The following is a 25,326-nucleotide window of genomic DNA, read 5'->3' on the forward strand; positions in this document are numbered from 1 at the left end:
CCTTCTTGACACGCTCTTGATGGAACATCGCCGGATTCTTGATAATCGCACGGTGTAATGGCGCAAATACCGATAAAGGAATTGCGCCATGACCGACGAGCTTCCCTGCCTGATCAAACAGGGTGTGCGCCACCTGCTTAATCCGCGCCACCTGGTTTCCCTGCTGCCGCTGCTGCCCTGTCTGCTGCTGACGGCCCTGCTGCTGACCGGCTGTGACCGCAAGCGTTCACCCACGCCGCCGCCACCGCGTCCGGTAAAGTTCATCACGGTTGGCCCGCCCACGCCCGCCGGGCAGCAAACCCTGACCGGCGAGATCCGCGCGCACGATGAAACCTCGCTCAGTTTCAGGCTGGAGGGGCGGATTCTGACGCGCAGCGCCGATGTCGGCAGCCGCTTCAGGCAGGGAGAGACGCTCGCCGTGCTTGACAGTCCCGGCGCGCTGAATCAGCTGGCGAGCGCACAGGCGGAGCTGAACAGCAGCCGCGCGGCCGAAAAGGTGGCGGCCCTCAATCTGCACCGCATGCGCCTGCTGATGCCGTCCGGGGCAATTGCCCGTGCTCAGCTCGATAGCGCCAGCGCCGACTGGCAGGCTGCGCTGGCGCGGCGGCAGAGCAGTGAAGCGGCATTGAAAAATGCGCAGGATAGCCTGCGCTGGACCCACCTTACCGCGCCTGAGGATGGCGTGGTGACGGGCGTCAGCGCCGCAGCCGGTCAGGTGGTCAGCGCCGGGCAGACGGTGTTTACCGTTGCGACCGGCACAGGCCGTGACGTGGTATTTGACGTTGCCACACCTGAAACCCTCGATCGCCGGGCCAGTGCCCGCTTCCGCGTTGCGCTATTGCAGAATCCGTCCGTGATAGCCGAAGCGCACCTGCGTGACGTCAGTCCGCAGGCCGACGCCCAGACACGTAGCTGGCGGGTGCGCATCACACTGGACAATCCTCCCGCGGAGATGGTGCTGGGTGCCAGCGTCGCCGTCACCCTGCCGCTGGCCGACACGACGGCGGATGCGGTGATGGCGATTCCGGCCACCGCGCTCACCCGCCAGGCCGGCCAGCCGGCGGTATTTATTCTCGACCCGGTGAAAAACTGCGTTATCCGGCGCACGGTCGAGATTGCCGGCTACACGGCAGATGCGGTATGGATTCGCGCCGGGATCATGCCGGGCGATCGGGTGATCACGGCGGGCGTCAGAAGCCTGCGTGACGGTGAACGCGTTGCCGGCAGCCAGGAGGATCAGCATGAAACCGGCGTTTAATCTTTCTGCCTGGGCGCTGAAGCAGCAGCAGCTGATGGCCTTTCTTATGCTGCTGATTGTGGCAGCAGGCATCGTCAGCTATGAAAAACTCTCGCGCAACGAAGATCCGGCGTTCACCATCAAAACTGCGGTGGTGTCTGCGCAGTGGCCAGGTGCCGACATCAACGATACGGTCAGACTGGTCACCGATCCACTGGAGAAAAAGCTGCAGGAAATTCCCTGGCTGGATTATGTGCAGAGTGAAACGCACGCTGGCCGCACGGTCATTTTCGTCAATCTGCGTGACGACACCCCGCCCGCACAGGTGGCCGGCATCTGGTACCAGGTGCGTAAAAAAATGCAGGATGTGACCCCGGCTTTGCCGCAGGGTGTGCAGGGCCCGGCGGTCAACGATGAGTTTGACGATACCTTTGGCACGATTTACGGCTTCACCGCTGACGGTTTTTCTCCGCGTGAGCTGCGGGACCGGGTGGACGACATCCGCCGCGATCTGATGAGTCTGCCGGATGTGGGTAAGATCCAGCTACTGGGCGAGCAGGAAGAGCAGCTGGTGGTGGCCTTTTCCCCGCGCCAGCTGTCCGCTATGGGGCTGGATTTGCAGCAGGTAGCAGAGGCGCTACGGGCGCAGAACGTCGTCGAACCGGCGGGCAATGTGCGCACCGCTACCGATAACATCACCCTGCGCGTCAGCGGCGCGTTCAACAGCGAGGCGAGCCTGCGGGCGGTTACGCTGCGCGTTAACGATCGCTATGTTCCGCTGACGGCGATAGCCACCATCACGCGCCGGCCCGCCGAGCCGCCTGCTCCGCTTTTTCGCGTTAACGGCCAGCCGGCCATTGGACTGGCCGTGTCGATGGCCGCCACCGGCAACATGCTGGATTTTGGTCGCGCACTGCGGGCGCGTATGGAGAGCGAAGCCAGCCAGCTGCCGCACGGCATTGAGATGACGCGCATCGCCGATCAGTCAGCGGTGGTACAACAGGCGGTCAGCGGATTTGTCGATGTGCTGGGCGAGGCAGTGATCATCGTGCTGGCGGTTTCGTTTGTCTCGCTGGGACTGCGCGCCGGCCTGGTGGTCGCGGCGGCGATCCCGCTGGTGCTCGCCATGACGTTTATCGGCATGCATCTGGCCGGTATCGGCCTGCAGCGCATCTCGCTGGGGGCACTAATCGTGGCGCTGGGCCTGCTGGTGGACGATGCGATGATCACGGTGGAAACCATGGTGGCGCGGCTGGAGGCCGGCGATTCCCGCACCGGCGCAGCGACCTGGGCGTTCAGTACCACCGCCTTCCCGATGCTGACCGGTACGCTGGTGATGATTGCCGGTTTTATTCCGGTCGGCTTTGCCGCATCCAGCGCGGGCGAATATTGCTATACCCTGTTTGCGGTGGTGCTGATGGCGCTCATCAGCTCATGGCTGGTGGCGGTGCTGTTTTCACCGCTGACCGGCAGCTGGCTGTTGCCGGCCACGCTAAAGCAGCACCGCGCCGGAAACGGGCGCCTCAGCCAGTTCTATCGCCGCCTGCTGAGCAGCGTGCTGCGCCACCGCATGCTGACGCTGGCGATGGCGTTGCTGGCGCTATTGCTGGCCGGCGTCGGCACCACGTATATGCAGGGCGAGTTTTTCCCGGCCTCCGATCGGCCGGAGCTGCTGGTGAGCCTGGCGCTACCTGCCAGCGCGTCGCAGCAGGCCACCCTGCGTCAGGTGCAACGCCTTGAGCAGATTGTCTCCGCCAGCCGGGATGTTGACCACTACTCGTCTTACGTCGGCACCGGTGCGATACGCTTCTACCTGCCCATGGATGTGCTGCTGGACGATGAAAACAGCGCTCAGCTGGTGGTCGTGGCCAAAAGCCTGGCCGCCCGTGAACGACTGCAGCGCTCACTGGATGCGGTGCTTGCCCGGGATTTCAGCGACATCACCACCCGCGTCGCGCCGCTCGAGCTCGGTCCGCCGGTAGGCTGGCCGATTCGTTATCGCATCAGCGGTCCGGATTATCGCCAGGTGCAGCAGCTGGCAGAGCGGCTGGCCGCCGCGCTCGGCAGCTCAGCGCTGACGCGTGACGTCAATCAAACCGCCGGTGAGCCCGAACGCGTTATCACCTTGCAGGTGAATCAGACGGCAGCGCGCGCAGCCGGCCTCTCTTCTGACCTGATTGCTCAGTATCTGCATACGCTCTGGTCAGGAACGCTGATCACCACGGTACACGATCGCAACCGGCTGATTGATGTGGTGCTACAGGGCAACGCTGCGGCGCGCCATGACCTGAGCAGCCTGTCCGGATTGCTGCTAACTGCGCCGTCGGGCGCAAAAATTCCGCTGACGCAGGTCGCAACACCGCAGTGGGGGCTGGAGGATCCCGTTATCTGGCGACGCCAGCGCCTGCCGTTTATCACCGTCCAGACCGATACGGCGCCGGGTTTGCGCGCGGAAGCCGTCTCAGCCGCCCTCACGCCGCTGATTGCCACCTTCAGGGCCAGCTTGCCGGCCGGTTACCGCCTGAACGAGGACGGGGCGGTAGCAGAGTCTGACAAGGGCAACCAGTCGGTGATCGCTATCCTGCCGGTCACGCTGCTCTGCATGCTGCTGCTGCTGATGTTACAACTGCGGCGGATTTCCCGCATGCTGCTAGCCCTGCTGATGGCGCCCTTTGGTCTGCCGGGCATTGTGCTGGCCATGCTGCCGACCGGCACACCGATGGGCTTTGTGGCGCTGCTGGGTGTTATTGCTCTGGCTGGCATGATCATCCGCAACGCGGTGATCCTGATCAGCGAGGCAGATAACAACGTTGATGCAGGTATGCCGCCGGATGCCGCCATTGCGGCTGCGGCAGAACACCGCGCCCGGCCGATCGTGCTCACCGCCAGCGCCGCGATTCTCGGTATGATCCCCATCTCGCGTCAGGTTTTCTGGGGACCGATGGCGCTGGCGATTATCGGTGGGCTGTTAGTGGCGACGCTGGTGACGCTCACGGTTTTACCCGCGGCGATGAGTCTGGTGATGCAGGCAGCAGCCCGTCGGGACAAACTGAAATCGCTGCGCTGGCGGCCGTTCAGAAAGTAACCGCCTGCTGGTCAGCCCTGCTGGCACGGGGCAACGAAAGGTTTATCCACAGGGTTCCGGGCGGGATATGCACGCCAGATGTGGACAGTATCAGGAGAGAACGCGCAGCACCGGCTGCGCGTGGCCACGGGCTATTTCACTACCGGATGCTTCTCCTGCTGCAGCGCATTCATGAAGGTGTCGCTGAGATGCAGATGCTGACGCACCAGCGCCGGCGGCGTGCTGGCCAGCCACTGGTTGAGCGAAATATCCGCGTAATAATCGCTTTTAAACAGTTCCAGAAAGCGCAGCGGCTTGTCACCCGTGTTTTCGATATAGTGACCCATGGCAAAGGGCACATAGCCGACATCACCGGCGCGGAAGTCAAACGTACGCGCCTGACCCGACGAGGCAAACACGCCCATCCGCCCCTGACCTTCCAGATAGTATTGCCATTCGTCGTTATTGGGATGCCAGTGCAGTTCGCGCATCGCGCCGGGAGCCAGTTCCACCAGCGCGGCGGCGATGGTTTTCGATACCGTAAAATTACTGGAATCAGTAATGCGTACCGTGCCGCCCGGCAGCGTCAACGGCCTCTGCGCCAGCATTTTATGCGAGAAGACCTGCTTCGATTTCACCCCGCCGCTCACCGCCGAAGCCGCCGCGCCGTCCGGGGCCTGCCCGGCAAAGATGTACTCCTCTTCCGGCGAGGGCAGCGTGTTAAACACCTCAGCCGGCACGCCAAAGTTTTTTGCCAGCACTTCGGGCGGGATATGTTTGAACCAGTCGCTGAGCAGAAAGGTACTGTCTTCATCGAAATTGCCGTTGTCGAAGGCCAGCAGGAATTCGCAGCCGTCCGGCCCGAGGCCCTGAATTGAGTGCGGCACGCCCGGCGGGAAATACCATAAATCGCCCACGCCGACGTCATCGACAAACCAGCCACCTGCGGTATCCAGCGCGGTGATGCGCGCATTGCCGTACAGCATGTAGGCCCACTCGCCCTCTTTGTGCCAGTGCAGTTCGCGGATGCCCCCCTTATCCAGCCGCATATCGACGCCAGCAATGGTGGTGGAAATGCCCAGTTCGCGCTGCGTCACCTGGCGCGTCCAGCCACCGCTGCCCTTGCGCACGTGCGCATCGCTAAACGAAAAGCGCAGGTTGGGTAACGTGCCGCTGTCGGTTGCTGGCGGATCGACCAGATCCGGATTCAGTGCTTCGCGCACCGGATCGTGCGGGCCAGGATCGCGCGGATGGTTGGGATCATTCGCCGGATAAGTCGCCACCTTGCCGTCGTGGGCATGGACCTTGCCGGCCGCCAGCGCCACGGTGCCACCAGCCGCGAAGGCCATAAAGCTTCTGCGAGATAAGTTTTCCAGTTTCATACCTGCTGTCTTCCTCAGTTTCTTATGGTTTGTGTCATGCCCCTTAACCATAATCAAACTGTGGCTTCCGCCAACCTTGTGTCACCGCTGAAATCAATAGAAAACCTTTATCATCGCGTAATCCCGCTCTTCACCAGCCTCACGCCATTTACGCTTCGTTGAGATCGCGTTGACGTTCAGGTTATATCAGTCGACAAATAAGGCACAAAGTGATTAAACCCCCTCTCCGATTAAGCAATTTTTTTAATGATAGCCCGTCGAAAAAGTTAATTTAATGTTACAAAAGCATCGCAATTGCAATAATTACCCGGCTACGTTTTTTCTCCGGCGAGACGTGGCCGTTCCGGGCGGAAACCCATGCCAATCAATCGGCCAAACAGATGGCGTAAAAACGGATAGCGGCTGATGAGCTGCGGAACCTTACTGGGCGTGGTACGCGGGCGCTTGCCGCTGCTCATTTTGATCTGCAGGAATTGCGTCGCCACGGTCGGAAACTGCCGCCGCCGCTGCACGTTCTCCAAATCGCGCAGCGTGAGCGTGCCGTTTTGCAACGGCCGCGTCAGATAATTGGCGGCGGCCACCGCGTCCTGAATCGCCAGGTTCACGCCCACGCCGCCAATCGGTGACATCGCATGTGCGGCATCGCCAATGCACAGCACGCCGGGCTTCATCCATTTGTCCAGCCGATCGATACGGATGGATAACAGACTCAGCTGCTGCCACTCCTGCAGCTGCGCCATGCGCGCCACGCTGAACGGCGCAACCTCTGCCATGCGGTTTTTCAGCGCGTCGAGCCCGGCCTGCTTCAGCGCCTCGAATTCGCCTTTCTGAATGGTGAATCCACACTGCCAGTATTCGCCGCGGTCAATGACAATGAAGTTTTGCTTCGGCCCCTTGTGGCCCATCCCCAGCTCAGGGTCGTCCGGCTGTTTATCCAGCCGGAACCACACCACATCGCGTGGAGCACCGAAGCTTTTACCCACCAGCCCGGCTTTCTGCCGCACCGCCGAGCGACGGCCATCAGCGCCTATTACCAGCGGCGCGTGAATTTCGTGACCTTGTAACGTTTTCACGCCTGCGATTACGCCATCCTGATGAAGAAAATCGTCAAAACCGGTGGATTGCAGCAGCGTGAAACCGGGATAGTGCGCCGCCTGGGCGGCGAGGAAAGTGAGGAAGTCCCACTGCGGCATGAAGGCAATAAAACGGCAGCGCAACGGCAGACGGGAGAAATCGGCCATGGTGATCTCCTGCCCGCCTACTTCCGCCTGTAACTTCTCCGCGCGCTGATGCGGCAGCGCCAGCAGCGCGTCGAGCAGACCCAGCTGGTGCATGATCTCCAGGGTTGAGGGATGAATGGTGTCGCCGCGAAAATCGCGCAGAAAATCGGCGTGCTTCTCAATCACGACCGCGCGCAGGCCGGCGCGCGTCAGTAAATAGGCCAGCATTAAGCCGGCCGGACCGCCGCCGACGATACAGCAGTCGGCGTTTATCACCTGTGGAGACGGCATGATGTCCTCATCAATCGCTATATATGATAATTGTTATCATTTATATAGCATCTGCGCGTCACCAGGGTGATGATAAATGCCGCAGTCAGACTAGTGGTTTGCTACCAGCCCCAGCGCAATCAGGCTGCGCGCGGTGGCAAGAATGGCCTCCTGCGGACTGCGCGGGTGCCAGTTCAGCAGCCAGCCAGCTTTAGCGGCGCTGACGTTCATATCAACGCCCAGCAGTTTTACCATTCCCGTCATCAGCGGATTTTGCGCTGCCGCCGCCCGCACCATGGCGTCACTCATTGGCTGCAGCGAAACTTTCTCTGCTTCTGCTGCCAGATGGGTTTTGAGCGTGCGCGCCACCTCAATAAGCGGCAGGCTGTGCCCCGAACTGGCGAGGAAGCGCTGCCCCTGCGCGGCGGCGTGGGTCATCGCCAGCACGTGCAGACTGGCCACGTCACGCACATCAACAAAACATGAGTTGATGTCAGGACAGCCTGGCTGCCCCTCCAGTAGCTCCTTCACAATCCGAATCGAATGTGAATAGTCGGCACCCAGCACCGGTCCCAGCACCGACACCGGGTTCACCGTGGCCAGTTCCAGACCGTTACCCTGCTCAGCGATAAACTGCCAGGCGGCGCGTTCCGCCAGGGTTTTCGATTTCTGATACGGCCACACATCGCCGCTGACATCGCTCCAGTCGCGCTCGGTAAAGGGGCGCGGATAGTCCGCTGGATGTCCGATACCGACCGCGCCAAACGCCGAGGTCAGCACCACACGTTTAACGCCTGCATCGCGCGCGGCGCGCAATACGCGCAGATTTCCTTCAATCGCCGGATTCACCCAGTCAGCTTCGCTTACCTGGTTGCCGGTCGGGGTGGGAGAAGCGCCATGCAGCACGAAGCGACAGCCCGCCACCGCGTCTTCCCAGCCCGCGTCTGCCGTTAAATCGGCAACGACAAATTGCAGCGCCTCGCCTGCGTCCACCCCGGCCTGCAACAGATGCGCCCTGACTTCAGCTTCACGTTCGGCATCACGTAAGGTGGTTCGCACCTGATAGCCCTGCTGCAGCAGCGCAATAATGCAGTACTGAGCGATAAACCCGCTGCCGCCGGTAACCAGAACCTTTTCATTACTCATTTTTCTTCCTCATCACAAGCATCGTTCATTCGACGCGCTCTACGTTAAGCGGCGGATGGCGGATTTTGAATGCTTGTCAATGCAGTTTACTTGCGTGATAGTACAGAAATGAGCCTTGATCCCTTTTCCGACATTCTGCGATTCGTTCGCGCCGAATCACTGCTGACCGGCGGTTTTACCGCGGGCGGACGCTGGGCGCTGCGTTTCCCTGCGCCAGACAAAATTAAATTCTTCGCCATTATCAAAGGCAGTTGCTGGGTCATACTGGAGGGCGAACCTGAACCGTTCCACTTTGCCACCGGCGACGTCGGCTTGCTGAGCGCTAAACGCGCCTTCGTGCTGGCCAGCCATCCGGACGAGCCGCCGGTTGACGCCATGAGCGTGTTTTATGGCGCAGGAAAAGGCCATGCGCCGATTGGCAGCGGTGATGATTTTGTCCATATCGGTGGCCATGTACTGCTTGATCCTGCCAGTGGTCGTTTACTGACCCACGTATTACCTCCCTGGATTCAGGTGCCGGCGGCGTCACCGCAGGCGGCGTCATTCCGCTGGGTGCTGGATCAACTGGTGCAGGAAGGCCAGCATGTCCAGCCGGGATCGCAGCTGGCAACGGCCCAGCTGGCACAACTACTGTTCATCCAGATTCTGCGGGCGCATTTGCAAACCAGCAGCGCACTGCCCGCCAGCTGGCTGCGGGCGCTGAGCGATGCGCGATTGGCACCGGCGTTACAGCGGCTGCATGGCGAACCGGCACGCAACTGGCATCTGGACGAACTGGCGCGTGCCTGTGCCATGTCGCGCACCCGTTTTGCCCAGTATTTTCGTCAGGTGGTTGGCATCACGCCAATAGCCTATCTGACGGCGTGGCGCATGCGGCTGGCAGAGCGTGCGTTGCAGGAGGAAAATGAGGCGGTGGCCGTGGTAGCGCAGACGCTGGGTTACGCCTCAGAGAGCGCCTTCAGCCATGCTTTTAAGCGTGAAACGGGTCAGTCACCCAATGCATTTCGCCGCGCCGTGCGGTTACAGCAGGCGCAGCGATAAAGCGCGCCGCGTTGCGCGGCGCCGGGCTTTACTTAATTTGTGAAGAGACGCGCCACATATCCACTCCGCCTTCGGTGGCGTAGCGATCAATGTCCGCCAGCTCCTGTGCCGTAAAGGTCAGGTTGTCCAGCGCGCGCAGGGAATCACTCAACTGATCAACCGTGCGGGCACCAATCAGCGCAGAAGTGACCCGCTCATCACGCAGCGCCCAGGCGATCGCCATCTGCGCCAGCGTCTGACCGCGCGCTTCAGCAATCGCGTTAAGCGCACGAATTTTTGCCAGGTTCTCTTCGCTGAGCATGGCAGAAAGACGCGGATCGCTGCCGCCGGCGCGCGCGCCCTGCGGTACGCCGTTGAGGTATTTACTGGTCAGCATGCCCTGTGCCAGCGGTGAAAAGGCGATGCAACCGCTGCCGAGCTCCGCCAGCGTATCGAGCAGCCCCTGCTCAATAGTGCGGTTTAGCATCGAGTAATTGGGCTGATGAATAAACAGCGGCACTTTCTCATCGGCCAGAATCGCAGCGGCCTGACGCGTCAGCTCTGGCGAATGGGAAGAGATGCCGACATACAGCGCCTTACCCTGACGATGCAACTGTACCAGCGCGCCCATGGTTTCTTCCAGCGGTGTATTCGGATCAACGCGATGGCTGTAGAAGATATCGACATAATCCAGCCCCATGCGGCGCAGGCTGTTATCACAGCTGGCAATCAGATGCTTACGGGTGCCGGTCGGGCCACCATACGGACCCGGCCACATATCCCAGCCCGCTTTGCTGGAGATAATCAGTTCATCACGATATGGGGCAAAATCCTGCGCCAGCCAGCGACCAAAGTTCTCTTCAGCCGATCCCGCTGGCGGACCGTAGTTATTAGCCAGGTCGAAATGGGTAATGCCGTTATCAAACGCGTGGCGCAGGATCGCTCTGCCGGTTTCAAATACGTCAACGCCGCCAAAATTCTGCCATAGCCCCAGCGAGATCAGCGGCAGCACCAGGCCACTTTTGCCGGTTTTACGGTACTGCATGTTGGTCTGATAACGCGCTGGCGATGCAACATAACTCATAACAGATTCCTCTCATTAAATGCCGCCGTACAGGTGCACAGAAGACATTGTTCTGCCTTCCTGCAAAACCGCGCGGCGAACAGGCGATTGCCGGACAAATTTTTACCGCGTATCGTTAATCTGTAAAATTCATTATTGTGATTAAATTCATCTTTTATGGAGATAACTGATGGAATTGCGCCAGATGCGGCACTTTATCGCCGTGGCGGAACATGAAAATTTCACCCGCGCCGCACAGAGTATGCATATTGTGCAATCGGCCTTGTCCACCTCGATCAAACAGCTGGAGGAGGAACTGGGCACGCCGCTTTTTATCCGCTCCACTCGCCAGGTGCGCCTGACCATGGCCGGGAAAGTGTTTCTCGATTACGCCAGAACCATCGGCGCCTTTGTCGAAAAAGCGTCGCAGGAAGTGGCGGCGATCGTGGCGCTTAAGACCGGAACCCTGTCGATTGGCACGGTGCAAAGCGTGCCGCCCTTTATCGATCTGCCGCAATTACTGGAAACCTTTATTCGTCGCTTTCCGGATTTTGACGTCAAGCTGTGCCAGGGATCATCAGCGAAGCTCAATGCAAAAGTGCACAATCAGCAGATCGATCTGGCGATTATGCCGGTGGAGGAAGTCTCCGACCGGCTGTCGTCGCGCATCATCGCCTGCGATGAAATCGTGGTAGCGTTCGCCGCCGATTATGCCGGATTCACCGCGATGCAGTCGGACGTCACCATGGCACAACTGGCGCAGCAGTCGTTTATCGATTTCGAAGCCGGCCAGGGCACGCGCAAGGTGAATGACAACAGTTTTGCCCTGCAGGGGCTGAGCCGCAAAGTGACGTTTGAAGTCAGCGATCTGGAAACCCTGCTGAGTCTGGTTGAGCGCAATATGGGCATTGCCCTGCTGCCCGAACAGGTAGTGAAAGCGCGCAGCACGACGCTGCATTATTGCCGCATCAGCGACGTTGATGTGTGCTGGGAACTGGCTGTGGCCTGGCTCAGCGATCGTCCCGGCAGTATGAACGTCTACGACCGGCCAGTGCAGGAGTTTATGGATATTCTGGGCAGCAGCGATTAGCGCCGGGGCGGGTAACGGTGCAGGATGACGGCGGCAGCGCTTGTTATGTGTTAACGAATCGACTGCCAGGCATGATACGGTCGCCATCAATGGCGACCCTACCGGGAGATTGCACCCTCAATGTAGGGTGCGCATTAATGCGCACCGCTATTGATATCTGATTCAAGTCACTGTTTGTCAAGGATTATGTGGCTAAAAACCCGTGCCACTCGCACTCCCGCCTGTACAGAAGCGCTTTTGTTGTATAAGTTTAAGGGTGCTGTCGGGGAAAAATTTCGCTCAGCAGGTCACACATTTCCGACACCGGTAGAGCGACACTATCAGTCGTTGATTAGGCTTTGGTTTACCTGCACCAGGCAATGCTAAACGCAACGCGGATACTGAGAGCTTTTATGTATAGAAGTGAAGATGAAAAACTGGCCGACATTGTCATGGGCGATGCCGTGCTGCAATTGTTAAAACAAGCCGGACCGGTAACCACTTTCGCGCTGCTGGAAAAACTGCGCGCGATGGCGGCCTCAGAAACCGATCCGGCCCGCCAGCGCGCGTTTCGCTATGCGATTGCTGAAGTGCAGAACAGCAAAAGTGCGCCTCAGGGCGAAGCAGTGGCGTTAAAAGGTAGCGATAACGTGACCCATATTTTTCGCAACCGTGATAATACGGGCAAGAACACCCGACATTAGCCCCGCTCTGCCCCCTGTCTGCTTATCAATAACGTAACCTCCCGCTTATGCCTGCGCCCGACAGGTGACGGCTACACAGCTGCACACTCTCCGGCTGCTGCTCATCCATTAACAGGGCGAGGAAGCTGTCGGCCCACCAGTGACAATCATAGCGGTGCAGATTAGTCAGCAATCGCGCATGACGGTTCTGACGGTCGCTGAGTGGCAGCCGCAACGCCGTATGGATGGCATCCGCCATCGCATCAGGATCGTAAGGATTAACGATCAGCCCGCCATCCATCTGTTCGGCCGCACCCGCGAACTGTGACAGAATCAGCACGCCGGGATTCGCGGGATCCTGCAGCGCAGCATACATTTTCGCCATCAGGCTCATGCCCGCCATCAGTGGCGTCACCAGCGCCACCCGCGCCGCGCGATACAGTCCGGCCAGCTCCTCACGGCGATAATCGTGGTTGAGATAGCTGACCGGATACCAGTTGAGCATACCGTGCACGCCATTAACCTCACCGCACAGATTTTCCAGATTGTGGCTGATTGCCTGCTGCCGGTGCGGGTGACCGCTGGCAGCAGAAGCCAGCTGCAATAACATCATGTTGCCCGCATAGTCGGGATGATGGCGCAGCAGCACTTCCAGCGCGCTGATGCGATACGGCAGACCTGCGCTGTCGTCGAGATGACCGCCGCTCAGCACCGTGTTGACCGGCAAATGTTCGCGGCTCTGCTGTTCCATGTACTGGCAGCTGTTGCTATCAAGTAACGCCTGAACCTCAGCCAGATCGATCCCGACCGGAAACACGCCGGTGGTGATAATGTGACCGTGTACGCGCAGACGGTTCCTGCCTAAGCGTTCAGCGCGAAACTCGCTCTCCAGCCACAGCAGAAAGTTATTCATATCCTGCCCGGTCTGGAAGCCAATCAGGTCACAGCACAGCAGCGATTCTGCCAGGCTGCGCCAGTCAGGGATCGCTTCAAACAGCTGACCGGACGGAAACGGCTGATGTAAAAACAAACCGATGCGGTTAGTTAAGCCGGTATCACGCAGCATTTTCACCGTTGGGATGAAGTGATAATCCTGCAGCCAGACAACATCGTCCGGCATGGCATATTCGGCGATGGCGTGGGCATAAGCCGCATTCAGCTGGCGATAGGCCTGGAAGCTGGCGCTGGTGAAACGTGCCAGGTCCGGACGCTGGTGAAACACCGGCCACAACCCCTGATGTATGTAGCCGTGATAGCCCTCTTCGTATTCTGCGCGCGTCAGCGCAAACTGCAACCTGTCGTATTCATTACCCTGCTGAAAGCTAAGCGTGCGCGCCGCTTCCTGCGCAGCGACGGTACGTTGTCCATCCCAGCAGACCCAGAGGCCACCGCGTCGCGCCATCAGGCGATCGTAAATGGCTGCCAGCGTGGAAGACTGATGCTGATTATGTGTGACCAGAATAGTGCCGGGCATGATATTTCCCTTTAAGGTTAAGGCGCGCCACAGTGCCGCCTGCTGCGCTGATTTAACCGCCGGCAATATAAAAAAGGCGTAAAGAAAACCTGTGCGGATATAAAAATCCGGCAAAGATCAGCGCCAGTGTGTGGAAATCAGCCCGGCGCCAAAGGGGAAAGGCTTGCAGCGATCAGTGACGGATGGCGCAGCCGCACTGCGACATTTCGCCAGGCACATATTTGCCGTGATGCGAATGGCGCACCTGCAGCTCACCCTGCTGCCAGGCGCGGCTGTGGTCCGGACGCTGATCCAGCAGCCGGTTCAGGGCTTCCGTCACCAGTAAATCACGGCGCGGTGCCCAGCTGCTCAGGTGCCATGTGGAGCCGCGCGCCTCGTCAGCATCATCAAAGCCCACTACGGCGATATGCGCGCCCTGACCGAAGTCGCGCACGGCCTGCAGTGCGCCAAAGGCCAGCTCGTCGTATTCGCACATCAATGCATTGATGCGTTCTGCCGCACGGGTTTTCTTCAGATAAGCCATCATCGCCTGATAAGCCTGCTCACGGTGAAGGGCACCGGCGTGCATTGCTGCGTGCAGCGTCTTATCTTCCGCCTGCAGGCTGGCAATAAACCCCTGCACCTGGCGCGGCGGCGTGTCACTTGCCTGCACCAGCATAGCGCCCAAACGCTGGTGCCCCTGCGATAGCAGCAGTGCGCCAAGCTGCTGCCCGGCGTGATACGCATCCGCAATCACCACATCAGCGCCCGCGCTGTCGTTCGGGCACAGATGCACCGCGCGCAGCGACGGCAGCAGGTGCGCGGCGATCTCCTGCGCATCCCGACACGGCGAGCTCAGGAACAGCAGCCCACCCAGCGGCAGCGACGCCGCGTTCCGCAGCGCGGCCTGAAAATCCTCGCGCGTGGCGGCGCACAGCAGCACCGGCAGCAGATCACGCGCACTGAGCTGACGCGTAACTTCTTTGAGCATGTGCATACTGTGCGGATGACTGACATCATCGCTGACGATGCCGATGAGCGGCGAATGGACGGACATAACTGACCTCTCCTGCTACATAGGGTACGGGAAAAATTTTGACATATGAGTATGAAATTCCACGTTACCCGAATAATCAGATATCGCCAATTGGTAGATGCGAAGGATTGCTGCTCTCCCCCTTCACCCGGTGCGTGTTGATGGCGGCAAAATGCGCAGCCGCTGCACCGGACGCCCGGTGAGCTTCGTTTTACGTTACACTGACGCCACGAATATTTTGCTAGCGGAAAATTTATGCGCATCACCCTCGATCAGGCCGATCAGCCTTTTATTCACCGCTTACTGGGCGAAGAGATCGCCAGTATCGATTCCACGTCTGACGAACAACTGCGCCTGCAACAGGCGTTGCAGGATGCGCGATTACAGAGAAATCATGAAGCAGAGCTCGACTGGAAACGCAACGCGCTCTATCTGCTGCTGTTTGTGTTCCTGTATGGCGCACTGGGCTGCTCGCTGACGCTGGATTTGAGCGCGGTCGCACAAGCGTCGAGCCATAAAAGCATTGCCTATGCGCTGGAAGCGGTACCGGTCCTGATCGCCTTTTCTGGTCTGTTCCTTTCGCTGCTGTTTCTGTTCGCCGCGCGCGGCAGCGCACGCCGCCTGCACAACTGGGATCACACTATCGTGCTGCTGGAAAAATACAGCGGCTGCAACCTGAGTCTGCAGATTAATGAAATGGGGGCGCGCACCACGCATTACTCGCAGTCGGCGATTACCGTGGCGCTGGCAATGTTTATCTGCCTCACCTGGGTGGTGATGTACAACTACTTCACCTTCACCACCAGCGGCGTGATTGGCAGTGTCATCTCGCTGTTTATTACCACTATGACCTACGTGATTCTGGATATTCAGCTGCTGAAATCCGGCAAATCAATCGCTATCGATGAGCCGGTGATTCCGCCAGAAGATGAGGTTGAGAAACGCCGTTAATCGACAGACCGGCAGCGGCGTAAGGTTTTGCGCCGCGCCGGTTTCGCTATCCTTATCTATACTTCAGACAGGATTTTGAGAGATATAAAGGAGTTGCGATGAAAATCTGGCCGTTAGTCGCCATTACGGCGCTGTCTGTTACCCTGGTCGCCTGTAAATCCCCGACGCCACCTAAAGGGGTGCAGCCCATCACCCACTTCAATGCCGATCGCTATCTCGGTACCTGGTATGAAATTGCCCGACTCGATCACCGTTTCGAACGCGGTAAAGATCATGTGACCGCCACCTACGGCAAACGCAGCGACGGTGGTATCAGCGTGCTGAATCGCGGTTACGATCCGGAGAAAAAAGCGTGGAGCGAGAGCGAAGGCAAAGCTTACTTCACCGGCAAACCTGACGTCGCCGCGCTGAAGGTCTCGTTCTTCGGGCCTTTTTATGGCGGTTATAACGTGATCGCGCTGGATGAAGATTATCAGTATGCACTGGTCGCCGGGCCGAACCGGGGGTATCTGTGGATTCTGTCGCGTCAGCCCACCATTCCGGCTGAGGTCAAACAGCGTTATCTCGCCTATGCCCAGCGACTGGGCTTCGCAACCGATCAACTGATTTGGGTTAATCAGTCACGATAAGAGGGTGCAGCGCCAGTGACTCCCGCGCGGGCGTCAGTGATTACGCTGGCAGTAATCAGAGTAAGGTCAGTAACAGGCATTGCGTAAATTGACGGCCTTACTTTTTATTGAAAAACGGGTGTTGATGATCTGTTAAGTCAGCAGAGATAAAACGGATGGTAGTGTATCTCTTCGTGAGTATTACCCGCAGCGGCAGCCTGAGCTGCCCGTTACGAATCGAGAGGCTAACCAATGAGTAAGTATTTTCTGGCCTGCTTTTTGGCACTGTTTGCCTGCTCTGTCAGCGCTGGACAGGGAGGAGCCGGAGGTCAGGGAGGAAACGGCGGCTATGCGGGAGAATCCGGCGCTGACGGTGGAAACGGCTCAGATGGGGGTAATACTGATGGCTCTGCCGGCAGGCCGGGATGTCCCGGCGGCACCGATCCTGATGCGGGCGGAAAATTTTATCTCCCTGGTACCACTCAGGAGTGCAATCCAGGCAAGCATGATTCGATGAAGGTACATCAGCCGACGGTAACCGGCGCTTAATTCGCTGGCGTGTTGCCGGGGTAAGTGCATGTTCGGGCCAGCGTGTTAGTTATTTCCCCGTCATGTACGGTTTCAGTCACTCTCTAAGCGTCAGCAGCAGGCTGGCACCGCCAAAGGCCCGAAGCCGCCCTATTCTTTATTGCACAGCCGCCGGAAAGCATGCTCAACCAGAGCGTTTTGATATGCAGAATACAATGAACTGACTGCGCATTGCCCGGTAGTCTTAGCCTCTGGATATGTGGAGTTACTGTGAATGCCTGCTTTGTGGCAGAAGCGGACATTGTTCAGGTGTCAGGCAGGTATATCAGAGACAGATTATTCCCGGATAGCTGGCCGCCACGAACTGGATATCATGCACTTTAATATTTGTCTTTCCCGCGTTGCCGCCCAGATAAAAACGTAAAGATGCTTCGTGTTCCCCGTACTGTCATCCCTCCATAAATGCCGGCTGTACGTTAACTCAATGACGTTATAAACGATCCCACATCCCGGCACGGCAAGCAAAAAGCGACGACGTCATTTCAATTTTTCGACCATGTCTGGCAGACATCCATCTTTTCACCGTCAGAATATAGAGCGTGAGTATGGCGAAGTCGAAAATCACCCAAACCAGACACAACGTCAGAATACGGGTAGTGAAATCCTGCGTTACGGCAATAAACTGTGGAAAGAAGGTGACCCTGCCCCGAAATCCTGCTCCATTCAGAAACAGAATTCCGGCATGATATTCACTCCCCTGAACGGAGGTTGTGCCGATGAAAAAGTCACGATTCACCGAAGAGCAGATTGTCTTTGCCCTGAAGCAGGCTGATCTGGGTACGCCCGTACCGGAAGTTTGCCGCAAACCGGGCATTTCTGATGCCACGTTCCACACCTGGCGCAAAAAGTACGGCGAGATTTCTCCTTCAGAACTGAAACATATGCGGCAGCCTGAAGAGGAAAAGCTTCGCCTGAAGAAGCTGGTTGCCGATCTGAGCCCCGACAAGGCCATGCTGCAGGACGTGCTGGCGAAAAAGAGCTGACGCTGGCACGCCTGCGCGAGTGGGTCAGGGACTTACAACCCGCTACGGTGCCAGTGAAAGACAGGTTTGCTTTGCGCTGAAGATCAGCCGCATTTCGTTCCGGTACCGCTCCGTTGTGGCAGACGACAGCGCGCTGAGACTGCGCATCAGGGAGATAACCGAAACCCGCGTCCACTATGGCTACCGCAGGGGGCACGTTATGCTGAAACGGTAAGGCTGGCGCGATAATCATAAGCGCATTTACCAGCTTTACCGCGAGCAGGGATTATCGCTGCGGCTAAAACGCCCCCGCCGCAATAAATCTGCGCTGAAACGTCAATCCCAGCCGCAGGGGCTGTATCCCAGTCACGTATGGGGGATGGATTTTGTCTCCGATGCGCTGTTTGACGGTCGCCGGCTTCGCCTGCTGACGGTAATCGATCTCTGTACGCGCGAATGTCTGGGTATCTGCGCAGGCCAGAACCTGCGCTTTTCAGAAGTGGCTTAGATGCTGAACATCATCGCGTTGAGACGTCCATTACCGCAATTCCTGAAAACAGATAATAGCTCTGAATTTGCAGGAAAAATGCCGGATAAGAAGATGTTCGAACGTGATATCCGGATTAACTTCTCAAGGCTAGATACGCCCACAGATAATGCTACGGTAGAAACATTCAACGGCAGGCTGCGTCAGGAGTGTCTGAAAGGGAACGGGTTTATGTCCATGGAGGATGCCCGGTGCAAAATCGAAGCCTGGCGCATACACTATAACCAGAGTTGTCCCCATTCTGCACTGGGCTGGATGACCCAGTCCGAATTCGCCGAAAAATCTGCCGGTTGCCAGAATAAGCAACCACCCTGAAGCCGGTTATTCCTGATTATGCATGGATCATATTCGGGGTCAGGGTCAATCAACCGACATTACTAACTGAAGGTTGTATCTATTACTGGGGGTCGGTCAGCTAGGGTGAATTGACTATCATCCCAAACACCCCATTATAAAATTTATTTATAAATTCTGGCAAATCAGAAGTCAATAACAGTAATAAGCATGGGCCGGACTCGTCCGACTCGCTGAGCATACTGTACACCCGTATTTATTTAAATCTTTGGTGACTACATCATGTGGATGATATTTTGTTGGAGTTGCACACTGGATAAAGCATACTTTATCAAGATCAAAGTGTGTGGCATTATCCGCAGCCCAGCAATGTTGAGACCCATGATGCGGTACCTGTACTCCGATGAGTGATGACCAGCGATGTTGTCCAAAATGGGTTTTCATATCTTCAATCACATCACTCGTCAGATTTATATCGCCAGTAAATAGCGTTCCAAAATCTCTGCGCTTTGTCAGTGGTGCTGCATACATGCATAAAGAAATATTATTCTTAGCTTCCCCAGTACTACCGAAGTGCGTCTCATATAAATCCTTAAGCGTTTGCCGCCAGTTTACTGGTAAATTGGTGATTTTTTGGTGTAAACCGAGAGAAATGATCGTCGCTTCAATGTCATCTTTAACTTCAGACATACGCATCTTTGAAACTTTCGCATACATGTCACCACCTGATTCATAAACAAGCCCAAGTGCTGAGAAAGGTTTTTCCGCATTATAAAACATAAACTCGAAGGAGTTATTAGCAGAATATACCGCCTGACTTTGGTTTATTTTTGCCACTTTGATAGCCGTTGTCGCTGCGTGGTTTCTCAGTTTAAAAAAGACATTATCGGCGGCTACCTTATCTGACGGAAATTCTTGATTGCCCTCAAGTAACGGAGGTGTATTTTCATCTGGAGTATCAGATTCAGGATCAAACGCAGAATGTTCCTTCCATTTAGGGCTATCGTTATCAGGATTATCAGGTGAACTATCTGTTTCTTCAGGACCACCATTCCCTTGAACCAACAGAATTTCACCTACTCTATCAATAAAATTATTGAGCTCTAACCACCTTGAAGGATTAATTTTTAAGAGAGCGACTGACGGAGAGATTCCTTTCGGTCCCATCACCGAGATTTCGCGAATACTCTGCGGCCATTCAGTAAAAGGTAGAACAAGCCGTCTGACATGATATTTCTGAAGCAGCGCTTCGAGTCCATTAACATGATCATTATCAAAATGGGAAATCACTAACATATCGATAACATTGCGTGTTCCAAACCAATTTGGCAGATCAGCTATTGTGCTAAGCACGGTTTTTTTACTGGTTGAGCCGCAGTCATACATCCAGTTAAAATTGTCATGACTGTTTTTATCATAAATTTGCCCGGTAAATAATGTTCCATTCCCGACCGCATGAAAGCATTTCCGCACTTGGTGTACCATCAGCGCTATTCCTTTAAATAATTTCAGGATTAATACAAGAGAAATATGGATTACGCCCAGAGTGCTAACAGGCGCAACAGAAAAAATGTTATATTAGAAGCGTAGAAACTTTATCATGGATATATAAAGTATTACATCCATACGGTTGACCTAGTCAATGCATTCTGTCTTGGAAGTACTCGCCAGCAGAAGGCTTCAAAACGGCACCACTTGTTCGAATCCAGACTGATCAATTACAGACTTGTGTGCATTCGGTACGAGGGCTGATGTCTCTATTACAGCGGCACCATCAAATACAGTGTTCCCTTCTTCGCCAACAGCCGTCATTGGCTGCTGCTCTGAGATATCTTCCGGATCAAGATCAACATATGAATCGCCCATCATCATTTTGTAATGTGCATCATGCTTAGCTGCTTTGAATATCTTGAAGAAAATTTTCAGGTAATTTGCTGCCATATTGTCGCTAATGGCCACATAAAGCTCATCCGGAGCGTAATGCGAGCCATCATTTACCCAACTCATCAAAGACTGACACTGTATCTTTTCGATACCCTCAAATTTGTCGACAAGATGGTATGTATCGACACCACCCAAAATCTTGAAATAGTTCTCCAAAATACGACGCATGGTGTTCTGCAACGTAAGGACTGGCACCGGTGTTCTTTTCAGCTCGGCCCAGAGTAGTTGATAAGAATTCCGGATTGGATTACTTGAATGGAACTCAATTACTGAATACTCATTAGGTTTGCGGACAATCCAAAATGTCTCGTCAGCAAGCGAAGTATTGGTCTTCCGACGTTGATCGTACGTGACTTCTTTATGGAAATGCACATTGTGGGTAAGCACCACAACTTGTTTAAGATGGCTATCACTCTTTCTAACCTCGGCGAAGAGCTCCTTGATTAAACTACTCACAATAAACAATACATCACTATCAAGACTAGAAACAGGGTCATCGATGATCACGATCCGATCAGTGGCGATACCGGACGTCGTAATACTTCCTCTCAGCAGATGGTAGAAATAAAGGAATGTTACGAAGGTCTTCTCGCCTTCGCTCAATGTTTGCTTGGCATCCTTCCCATCCGCCCGGATAATTCTATAAGAGTTATCTATACATGCAGGATCTAGAGAAAAGCTGAGAAAGCCAAAATTCTTTAAAATTCTATTTATAGCAATTACTGTAGGTTTTACGCTGGTAAGTTCCGCCTCAATCTTATCGATATCTACATCAGTAGCATTAATACTTTTCGTAGCTTTATCCCGGCTTAATGTGATACCCGAAATAGATTTTTGTAATTTATTTTTCTCAGTGGTGTAATCAGCCAAGGTATTCTTTAACTCAGCATCGACAATATATTTCCATACTTCCCCAGTTAACCTAATTTGTTCACTAGTGAAGCTTGCAACTAGGCGATTTTGTTCGGATATTTTCGCGTTCGCCGCATTAATAATAGCAGCAATATCCGCCTGAATATCTTCTAGCCCCTCAAGAAAAACCTCAGTACTTGGCGTGGTAACTTTATTGTCCATCCGACTTTTATTGACAAGAACAACAGCATCCAGTGCTTGAATCTTAGGGTTAAGTTTTTCCTTGTCCAGTTCTTTGCAATCCAAAGCCAACAGAACATATGCCTGAGCCAAAAGATCCTCAGCAATTTGGAAATAATTATTACGCAGGGCAGAGACCGCCTTAGAGTCCGCTTCAAAAGTCTCATCAAAGTAATCAGTAAGTTCCTTCTCGAAGTCATGGGGCAGGGTCTGCTGACAGAACGGACATTGTTCATCCGTATGTTCTATAAATCTCATACCCTGTCTGACCCAGTCGCTATTACCTAACCGCTGAATAATCGCGGATATGCTGACATCATCTTTACCTACCACCTTTTTAACCAGAATCGGGTTTTTCTCGAATGCTATCAACCGTGATAAATCCAAGGTCGAAACAAGATCTATTTTCGAGGGTTGGTCACCATATAAAACCGTAGCTCTAGTCTTGAGATCAACCAAATCAACCAAGGTGTATTTGTTATTCTCATGTTCTTTAAGAACCTTTGCTTTGAATGCTTCCTTATTATTCCTTGAACCAGTAAATGCCCCCTTAAAATATTTATCATGCTTAACTTTCTGTTCCCAGCATCGTTCAACTAACTTTGCTTCCAAAGAAATCAACTCAGCATTCTTTCCAGATTTTCCATCTTCCCCATCAAGCGAGATGATTAACTTGGCTCTCAACTGTTCATGGCGCTTTCTTTCATCTTTAAGTTCTTTGAGGCGATCGAGCTGAACTTTTTCTGCCTTGCCAAGTGTAAATACTCCCTGAAACTCTTTGGATTCTGAAAAGTTGGCAGTGATGAAGTCATTGTTATAGATCATTGCTGGCACTGGCGTATTGTTGAGCCAAGTAATGCTGGAGTCTATTGATAGGCTTGGTTTCTCAATAAGTCGACTGATTGTGGTCTTACCCGCCCCATTTGCTCCATAAATAAAATTGACCTTTTTTAGGTTAATAACTTCTGATTTGTCAGGCTGATAGGTGGCGATGTTGGAGAGACTAATTGATTCTATCATAGCGGATCATCCCTGCACGCAACGTCACTAAACTGGCCGCTGCTGAGTAAAATTCTGAAGGTCTAGGCAATTGAACGACTACCTAAACATTTTACTATCATATGAAGGCTATTGGCTTGATAAACATATATGGAATGGTGATTGATGTAAAGGTCAGCAGTATAAAGATGATTAGGACTGGTGCAGTCTAACCTACTCTACAGATCAGGGATGGTATAAGTGCTCCTGCAAATTGTGTCACTTAATTTTAAGGCTTCCCCCTTTTAAGGCTACGTCCGCAGATCGCTCAAAGCGGACATGGACTTGTGCACCGTCCGCTTTATGCCAAAGGCAAACATCTCAACACAATCAGGTTTTATTCGATGCGTTTCACATCAGGATGATGCTCAGTTGCAGCTTCATGAAAGATATCACCCAGCCAGCCTGCAATTTCGTCTTCTGGCATATCATCTGGAATAGCGATATCAAACATTCGTGAGAATTTTCTTTCTGTCACGTCGGCGCGAAATACCTGCCAGCCATCATCCTTGCGCAGAACGCCAATGTGCCGGCCAAAATCGTCATAAATCAACATATTCAATCTCCTGTGACATCAATCAGACTCTGACGCCATACTATACCAACGCCGATACAAATCGCTGGAAAAAGCCGCACTCCGCCACTATTATCGGCTGACTTATTCACCTGCTGATAACTAAGGAGGAACTCTATGCCGTCGTGTGAACTGTTTGTTTACTCACACTTCTATGGTGACTGGACCCGCTCAGGTTTTACCGCACTCGTGCTGCGATAATCCGCCTGAGCGAAGTTCTGACAATTTAATCCCTTCTCTCCGGCTTACCGGGTTGTCGTCAGCGAAATTCTGACGTCAGGCTTTTTTGCGCCTGCAACTTGAGAGTAAGTAGATGAGCACACTCCTTTCCGCACATGCCGTCGGCTTCGACAATGCCTTTGGCCCGCTTTTCCATTCCCTGGATTTCAGCCTGAAAAAAGGCGACCGCATCGGCCTGATTGGCGACAACGGCAGCGGTAAAAGCACCCTGCTGAAAATTCTCAGCGGTGAACTGGCCGCCAGTCACGGTAGCGTCACACCCGCCAGCCACTGTCTGCTGGCACGCATTGAACAACACCTGCCGGAAACGTTACTTGAGGCCTCATTGCTGGATGGCGTGATCGCCCGGCTGCCCGCAGCACAGCGCAATAGCGAGCGCTGGCGTGCTGAGGCGCTGCTGCATACGCTGGGTTTCAGCACAGCGCAGCAGTCACAAACTGCGGCGACGCTGAGCGGCGGACAGCATATGCGGCTGTTGCTGGCGCGTGCGCTGATTCTACAGCCCGATTTACTGTTGCTGGACGAACCGGGTAACCATCTCGACCTGCCGACCCTGCTGTGGCTGGAGAACTTTCTGATCGGCTGGCAGGGCAGCTTTGTGCTGGTGTCCCACGACAGCGCGCTGCTGGACCGCGTCACCAACTGCAGCGCAATCCTGCGCGATCGCACGCTGCATGTTTTCCGTCTGCCCTGCACGGCCGCCCGCGAGGCGCTGGCGCAGCAGGATGAAGCCGATGCGCAGCGCCACCAGGCACAGCAGCAGGAGATCGCCCGGGTTGAGAGCAGCGCAAAACGGCTGGCGATCTGGGGCCGGACCTATGACAACGAAGGTCTGGCGCGTAAAGCAAAACAGATGGAGAAGCGCATCGACTGGCTGAAAGCCGCGCAGACCACGCTCAGCGCCGGCAGTCCGTGGCAGCTGCAGTTACAGGGCGAAGCGCTGCAGGCGGATCGCGTGCTGGCGCTGCCGCCGATGTCGATTCAGCCTGCTGCCGGGGCGCCGACCCTTTTTTCCCTGCCGGCGCTGCAGGTGAAAAGTGGCGATCGCATCGCGATTGTCGGCCACAACGGCTGCGGCAAATCCTCACTGCTGCGCCAGCTGTGGCACAGCTGGCAGCAAGGCGACAGCCCGCTGTTTCATCCGCGCGCCCGCGTCGGCTATTACGACCAGAGCCTGCAACAGTTGCGTGACGACCAGACGTTAAGCGCGGCGCTGCACGGTTTCGCTGCGCTGAGCGATGAGCAGTGCAAAATGGCGCTGATTAGCGCAGGCTTTCCCTGGCTGCGCCACCAGCAGAAGGTTGCCTCACTCAGCGGTGGTGAGCGCTCGCGCCTGCTGTTTGTCGGCCTGACGCTGGCGCGCTACTCGCTGCTGCTGCTGGATGAACCGACCAACCATCTGGATATGACAGGCAAAGAGGAGCTGGCGCAGGCGCTGCAGCAGTTCGCCGGCGCGGTGCTGCTGGTGTCTCACGACCGCAGCCTGATCGCCAGCAGCTGCAATCGCTTCTGGCTGATTGAACAGCAGCAGCTGAGCGAGTGGCACGACTGGTCGCAGGTAACCGCCAGGCTGGCCACCGCCCATGTGCCCGTCGATCACCCGCTTGCCGCTGCCGCCGTCGATGACCGCCCGGGCGATGAAGATGCGCTGTTGCAGGCGCTGCTGGTGCTGGAAGAAAAGCTGCAGCAGGACGAAGCGCGTAAGGCAAAGCATCAGAAACCGGCGCAGCAGCAGCAGTGGCGCAGGGAGATTGCGCAGCTGAAGCAACAGCTGAATCTGCTCTGAACGGATTGATGGACGGGGTATCGCTAACCCACAACCTGCGCCAGGGATGGCGCACTCCC

Annotated in this window: 17 protein-coding genes and 2 pseudogenes; 9 read left to right on the forward strand and 10 right to left on the reverse strand. The window is 55.6% G+C overall.

Annotated features, from left to right (window positions below):
• Positions 1-88 precede the first annotated feature (88 nt).
• Positions 89-1,258 carry an efflux RND transporter periplasmic adaptor subunit gene (locus AC6I79_RS22345; protein ID WP_159377654.1) on the forward strand — a complete coding sequence of 390 codons (1,170 nt, stop codon included), beginning with the start codon at positions 89-91 and terminating at the stop codon, positions 1,256-1,258.
• Positions 1,242-4,322, forward strand: coding sequence for an efflux RND transporter permease subunit (locus tag AC6I79_RS22350; protein ID WP_498027784.1), 3,081 nt, complete (start codon positions 1,242-1,244; stop codon positions 4,320-4,322). Before AC6I79_RS22345 ends, AC6I79_RS22350 begins: the two co-directional genes overlap by 17 nt.
• Before the next feature lie 131 nt (positions 4,323-4,453).
• Here the strand turns inward: AC6I79_RS22350 and AC6I79_RS22355 are convergent, their stop codons facing one another.
• The 3 genes from AC6I79_RS22355 to AC6I79_RS22365 form a co-directional block, all read right to left on the reverse strand.
• Positions 4,454-5,650 (reverse strand): cupin domain-containing protein, encoded by a 1,197-nt coding sequence (locus AC6I79_RS22355; RefSeq protein ID WP_159377652.1) that lies wholly within the window; start codon positions 5,648-5,650, stop codon positions 4,454-4,456.
• Between the two features lie 344 nt (positions 5,651-5,994).
• Positions 5,995-7,194, reverse strand: a complete 1,200-nt coding sequence (locus AC6I79_RS22360) for an FAD-dependent oxidoreductase (RefSeq protein WP_159377651.1) — start codon at positions 7,192-7,194, stop codon at positions 5,995-5,997.
• Positions 7,195-7,284: 90 nt separating this feature from the next.
• The gene (locus AC6I79_RS22365) at positions 7,285-8,319 is read right to left on the reverse strand and encodes an SDR family oxidoreductase (RefSeq protein ID WP_159377650.1); all 1,035 of its coding nucleotides are present in this window, start codon (positions 8,317-8,319) and stop codon (positions 7,285-7,287) included.
• Between the two features lie 69 nt (positions 8,320-8,388).
• On the opposite strand from AC6I79_RS22365, the gene AC6I79_RS22370 reads away from it, so the two are divergent.
• Positions 8,389-9,360 (forward strand): AraC family transcriptional regulator, encoded by a 972-nt coding sequence (locus AC6I79_RS22370; protein WP_159377649.1) that lies wholly within the window; start codon positions 8,389-8,391, stop codon positions 9,358-9,360.
• A gap of 28 nt (positions 9,361-9,388) precedes the next feature.
• Here AC6I79_RS22370 and mgrA read toward each other — a convergent pair whose 3' ends face one another.
• Positions 9,389-10,423: an L-glyceraldehyde 3-phosphate reductase gene (gene mgrA / locus AC6I79_RS22375; RefSeq protein ID WP_159377648.1), complete on the reverse strand. Its 1,035-nt coding sequence runs from the start codon at positions 10,421-10,423 to the stop codon at positions 9,389-9,391.
• 169 nt (positions 10,424-10,592) lie between these two features.
• Between mgrA and AC6I79_RS22380 the strand changes: the two genes are divergently transcribed.
• Together AC6I79_RS22380 and AC6I79_RS22385 are read left to right on the forward strand one after the other, a co-directional pair.
• A complete protein-coding gene (locus AC6I79_RS22380) occupies positions 10,593-11,492 on the forward strand; it encodes a LysR family transcriptional regulator (protein ID WP_159377647.1) in 900 nt (299 codons plus the stop codon).
• 392 nt (positions 11,493-11,884) lie between these two features.
• On the forward strand, positions 11,885-12,175 hold the full coding sequence (locus AC6I79_RS22385; protein ID WP_159377646.1) for a hypothetical protein: 291 nt from the start codon (positions 11,885-11,887) through the stop codon (positions 12,173-12,175).
• 25 nt (positions 12,176-12,200) lie between these two features.
• On the opposite strand, the gene AC6I79_RS22390 is transcribed toward AC6I79_RS22385, so the two are convergent.
• Entirely contained in the window at positions 12,201-13,628 is a 1,428-nt protein-coding gene (locus AC6I79_RS22390) for an alpha,alpha-trehalose-phosphate synthase (UDP-forming) (protein WP_498027785.1), read from the reverse strand.
• A gap of 172 nt (positions 13,629-13,800) precedes the next feature.
• Positions 13,801-14,664 carry a substrate-binding domain-containing protein gene (locus AC6I79_RS22395; protein WP_421039560.1) on the reverse strand — a complete coding sequence of 288 codons (864 nt, stop codon included), beginning with the start codon at positions 14,662-14,664 and terminating at the stop codon, positions 13,801-13,803.
• A gap of 234 nt (positions 14,665-14,898) precedes the next feature.
• Between AC6I79_RS22395 and AC6I79_RS22400 the strand changes: the two genes are divergently transcribed.
• Entirely contained in the window at positions 14,899-15,594 is a 696-nt protein-coding gene (locus AC6I79_RS22400) for a RipA family octameric membrane protein (RefSeq protein WP_058775966.1), read from the forward strand.
• Between the two features lie 98 nt (positions 15,595-15,692).
• Entirely contained in the window at positions 15,693-16,223 is a 531-nt protein-coding gene (blc, locus tag AC6I79_RS22405) for an outer membrane lipoprotein Blc (RefSeq protein WP_021508986.1), read from the forward strand.
• Between the two features lie 850 nt (positions 16,224-17,073).
• Here the strand turns inward: blc and AC6I79_RS22410 are convergent.
• A pseudogene (locus AC6I79_RS22410) lies at positions 17,074-17,142 on the reverse strand (DUF1543 domain-containing protein); the annotation flags it as partial.
• 364 nt (positions 17,143-17,506) lie between these two features.
• On the opposite strand from AC6I79_RS22410, the pseudogene AC6I79_RS22415 reads away from it, so the two are divergent.
• Positions 17,507-18,614 (forward strand): annotated as a pseudogene (locus AC6I79_RS22415) (IS3 family transposase).
• Positions 18,615-18,785: 171 nt separating this feature from the next.
• Here the strand turns inward: AC6I79_RS22415 and AC6I79_RS22420 are convergent.
• From AC6I79_RS22420 to AC6I79_RS22430, 3 genes are all read right to left on the reverse strand, one after another.
• The gene (locus tag AC6I79_RS22420; protein WP_159377641.1) at positions 18,786-20,078 is read right to left on the reverse strand and encodes a ComEC/Rec2 family competence protein; all 1,293 of its coding nucleotides are present in this window, start codon (positions 20,076-20,078) and stop codon (positions 18,786-18,788) included.
• A gap of 195 nt (positions 20,079-20,273) precedes the next feature.
• Positions 20,274-22,649, reverse strand: a complete 2,376-nt coding sequence (locus AC6I79_RS22425) for an AAA family ATPase (RefSeq protein WP_211726756.1) — start codon at positions 22,647-22,649, stop codon at positions 20,274-20,276.
• A gap of 355 nt (positions 22,650-23,004) precedes the next feature.
• Positions 23,005-23,223 carry a DUF7661 family protein gene (locus tag AC6I79_RS22430; RefSeq protein WP_498027786.1) on the reverse strand — a complete coding sequence of 73 codons (219 nt, stop codon included), beginning with the start codon at positions 23,221-23,223 and terminating at the stop codon, positions 23,005-23,007.
• A 331-nt stretch (positions 23,224-23,554) separates the two neighbouring features.
• Here AC6I79_RS22430 and AC6I79_RS22435 point away from each other — a divergent pair, with 331 nt between their 5' ends.
• A complete protein-coding gene (locus tag AC6I79_RS22435) occupies positions 23,555-25,267 on the forward strand; it encodes an ABC-F family ATP-binding cassette domain-containing protein (protein WP_264444085.1) in 1,713 nt (570 codons plus the stop codon).
• Positions 25,268-25,326: the final 59 nt, after the last annotated feature.

This window comes from gamma proteobacterium symbiont of Scutellera amethystina, assembly GCF_059730845.1.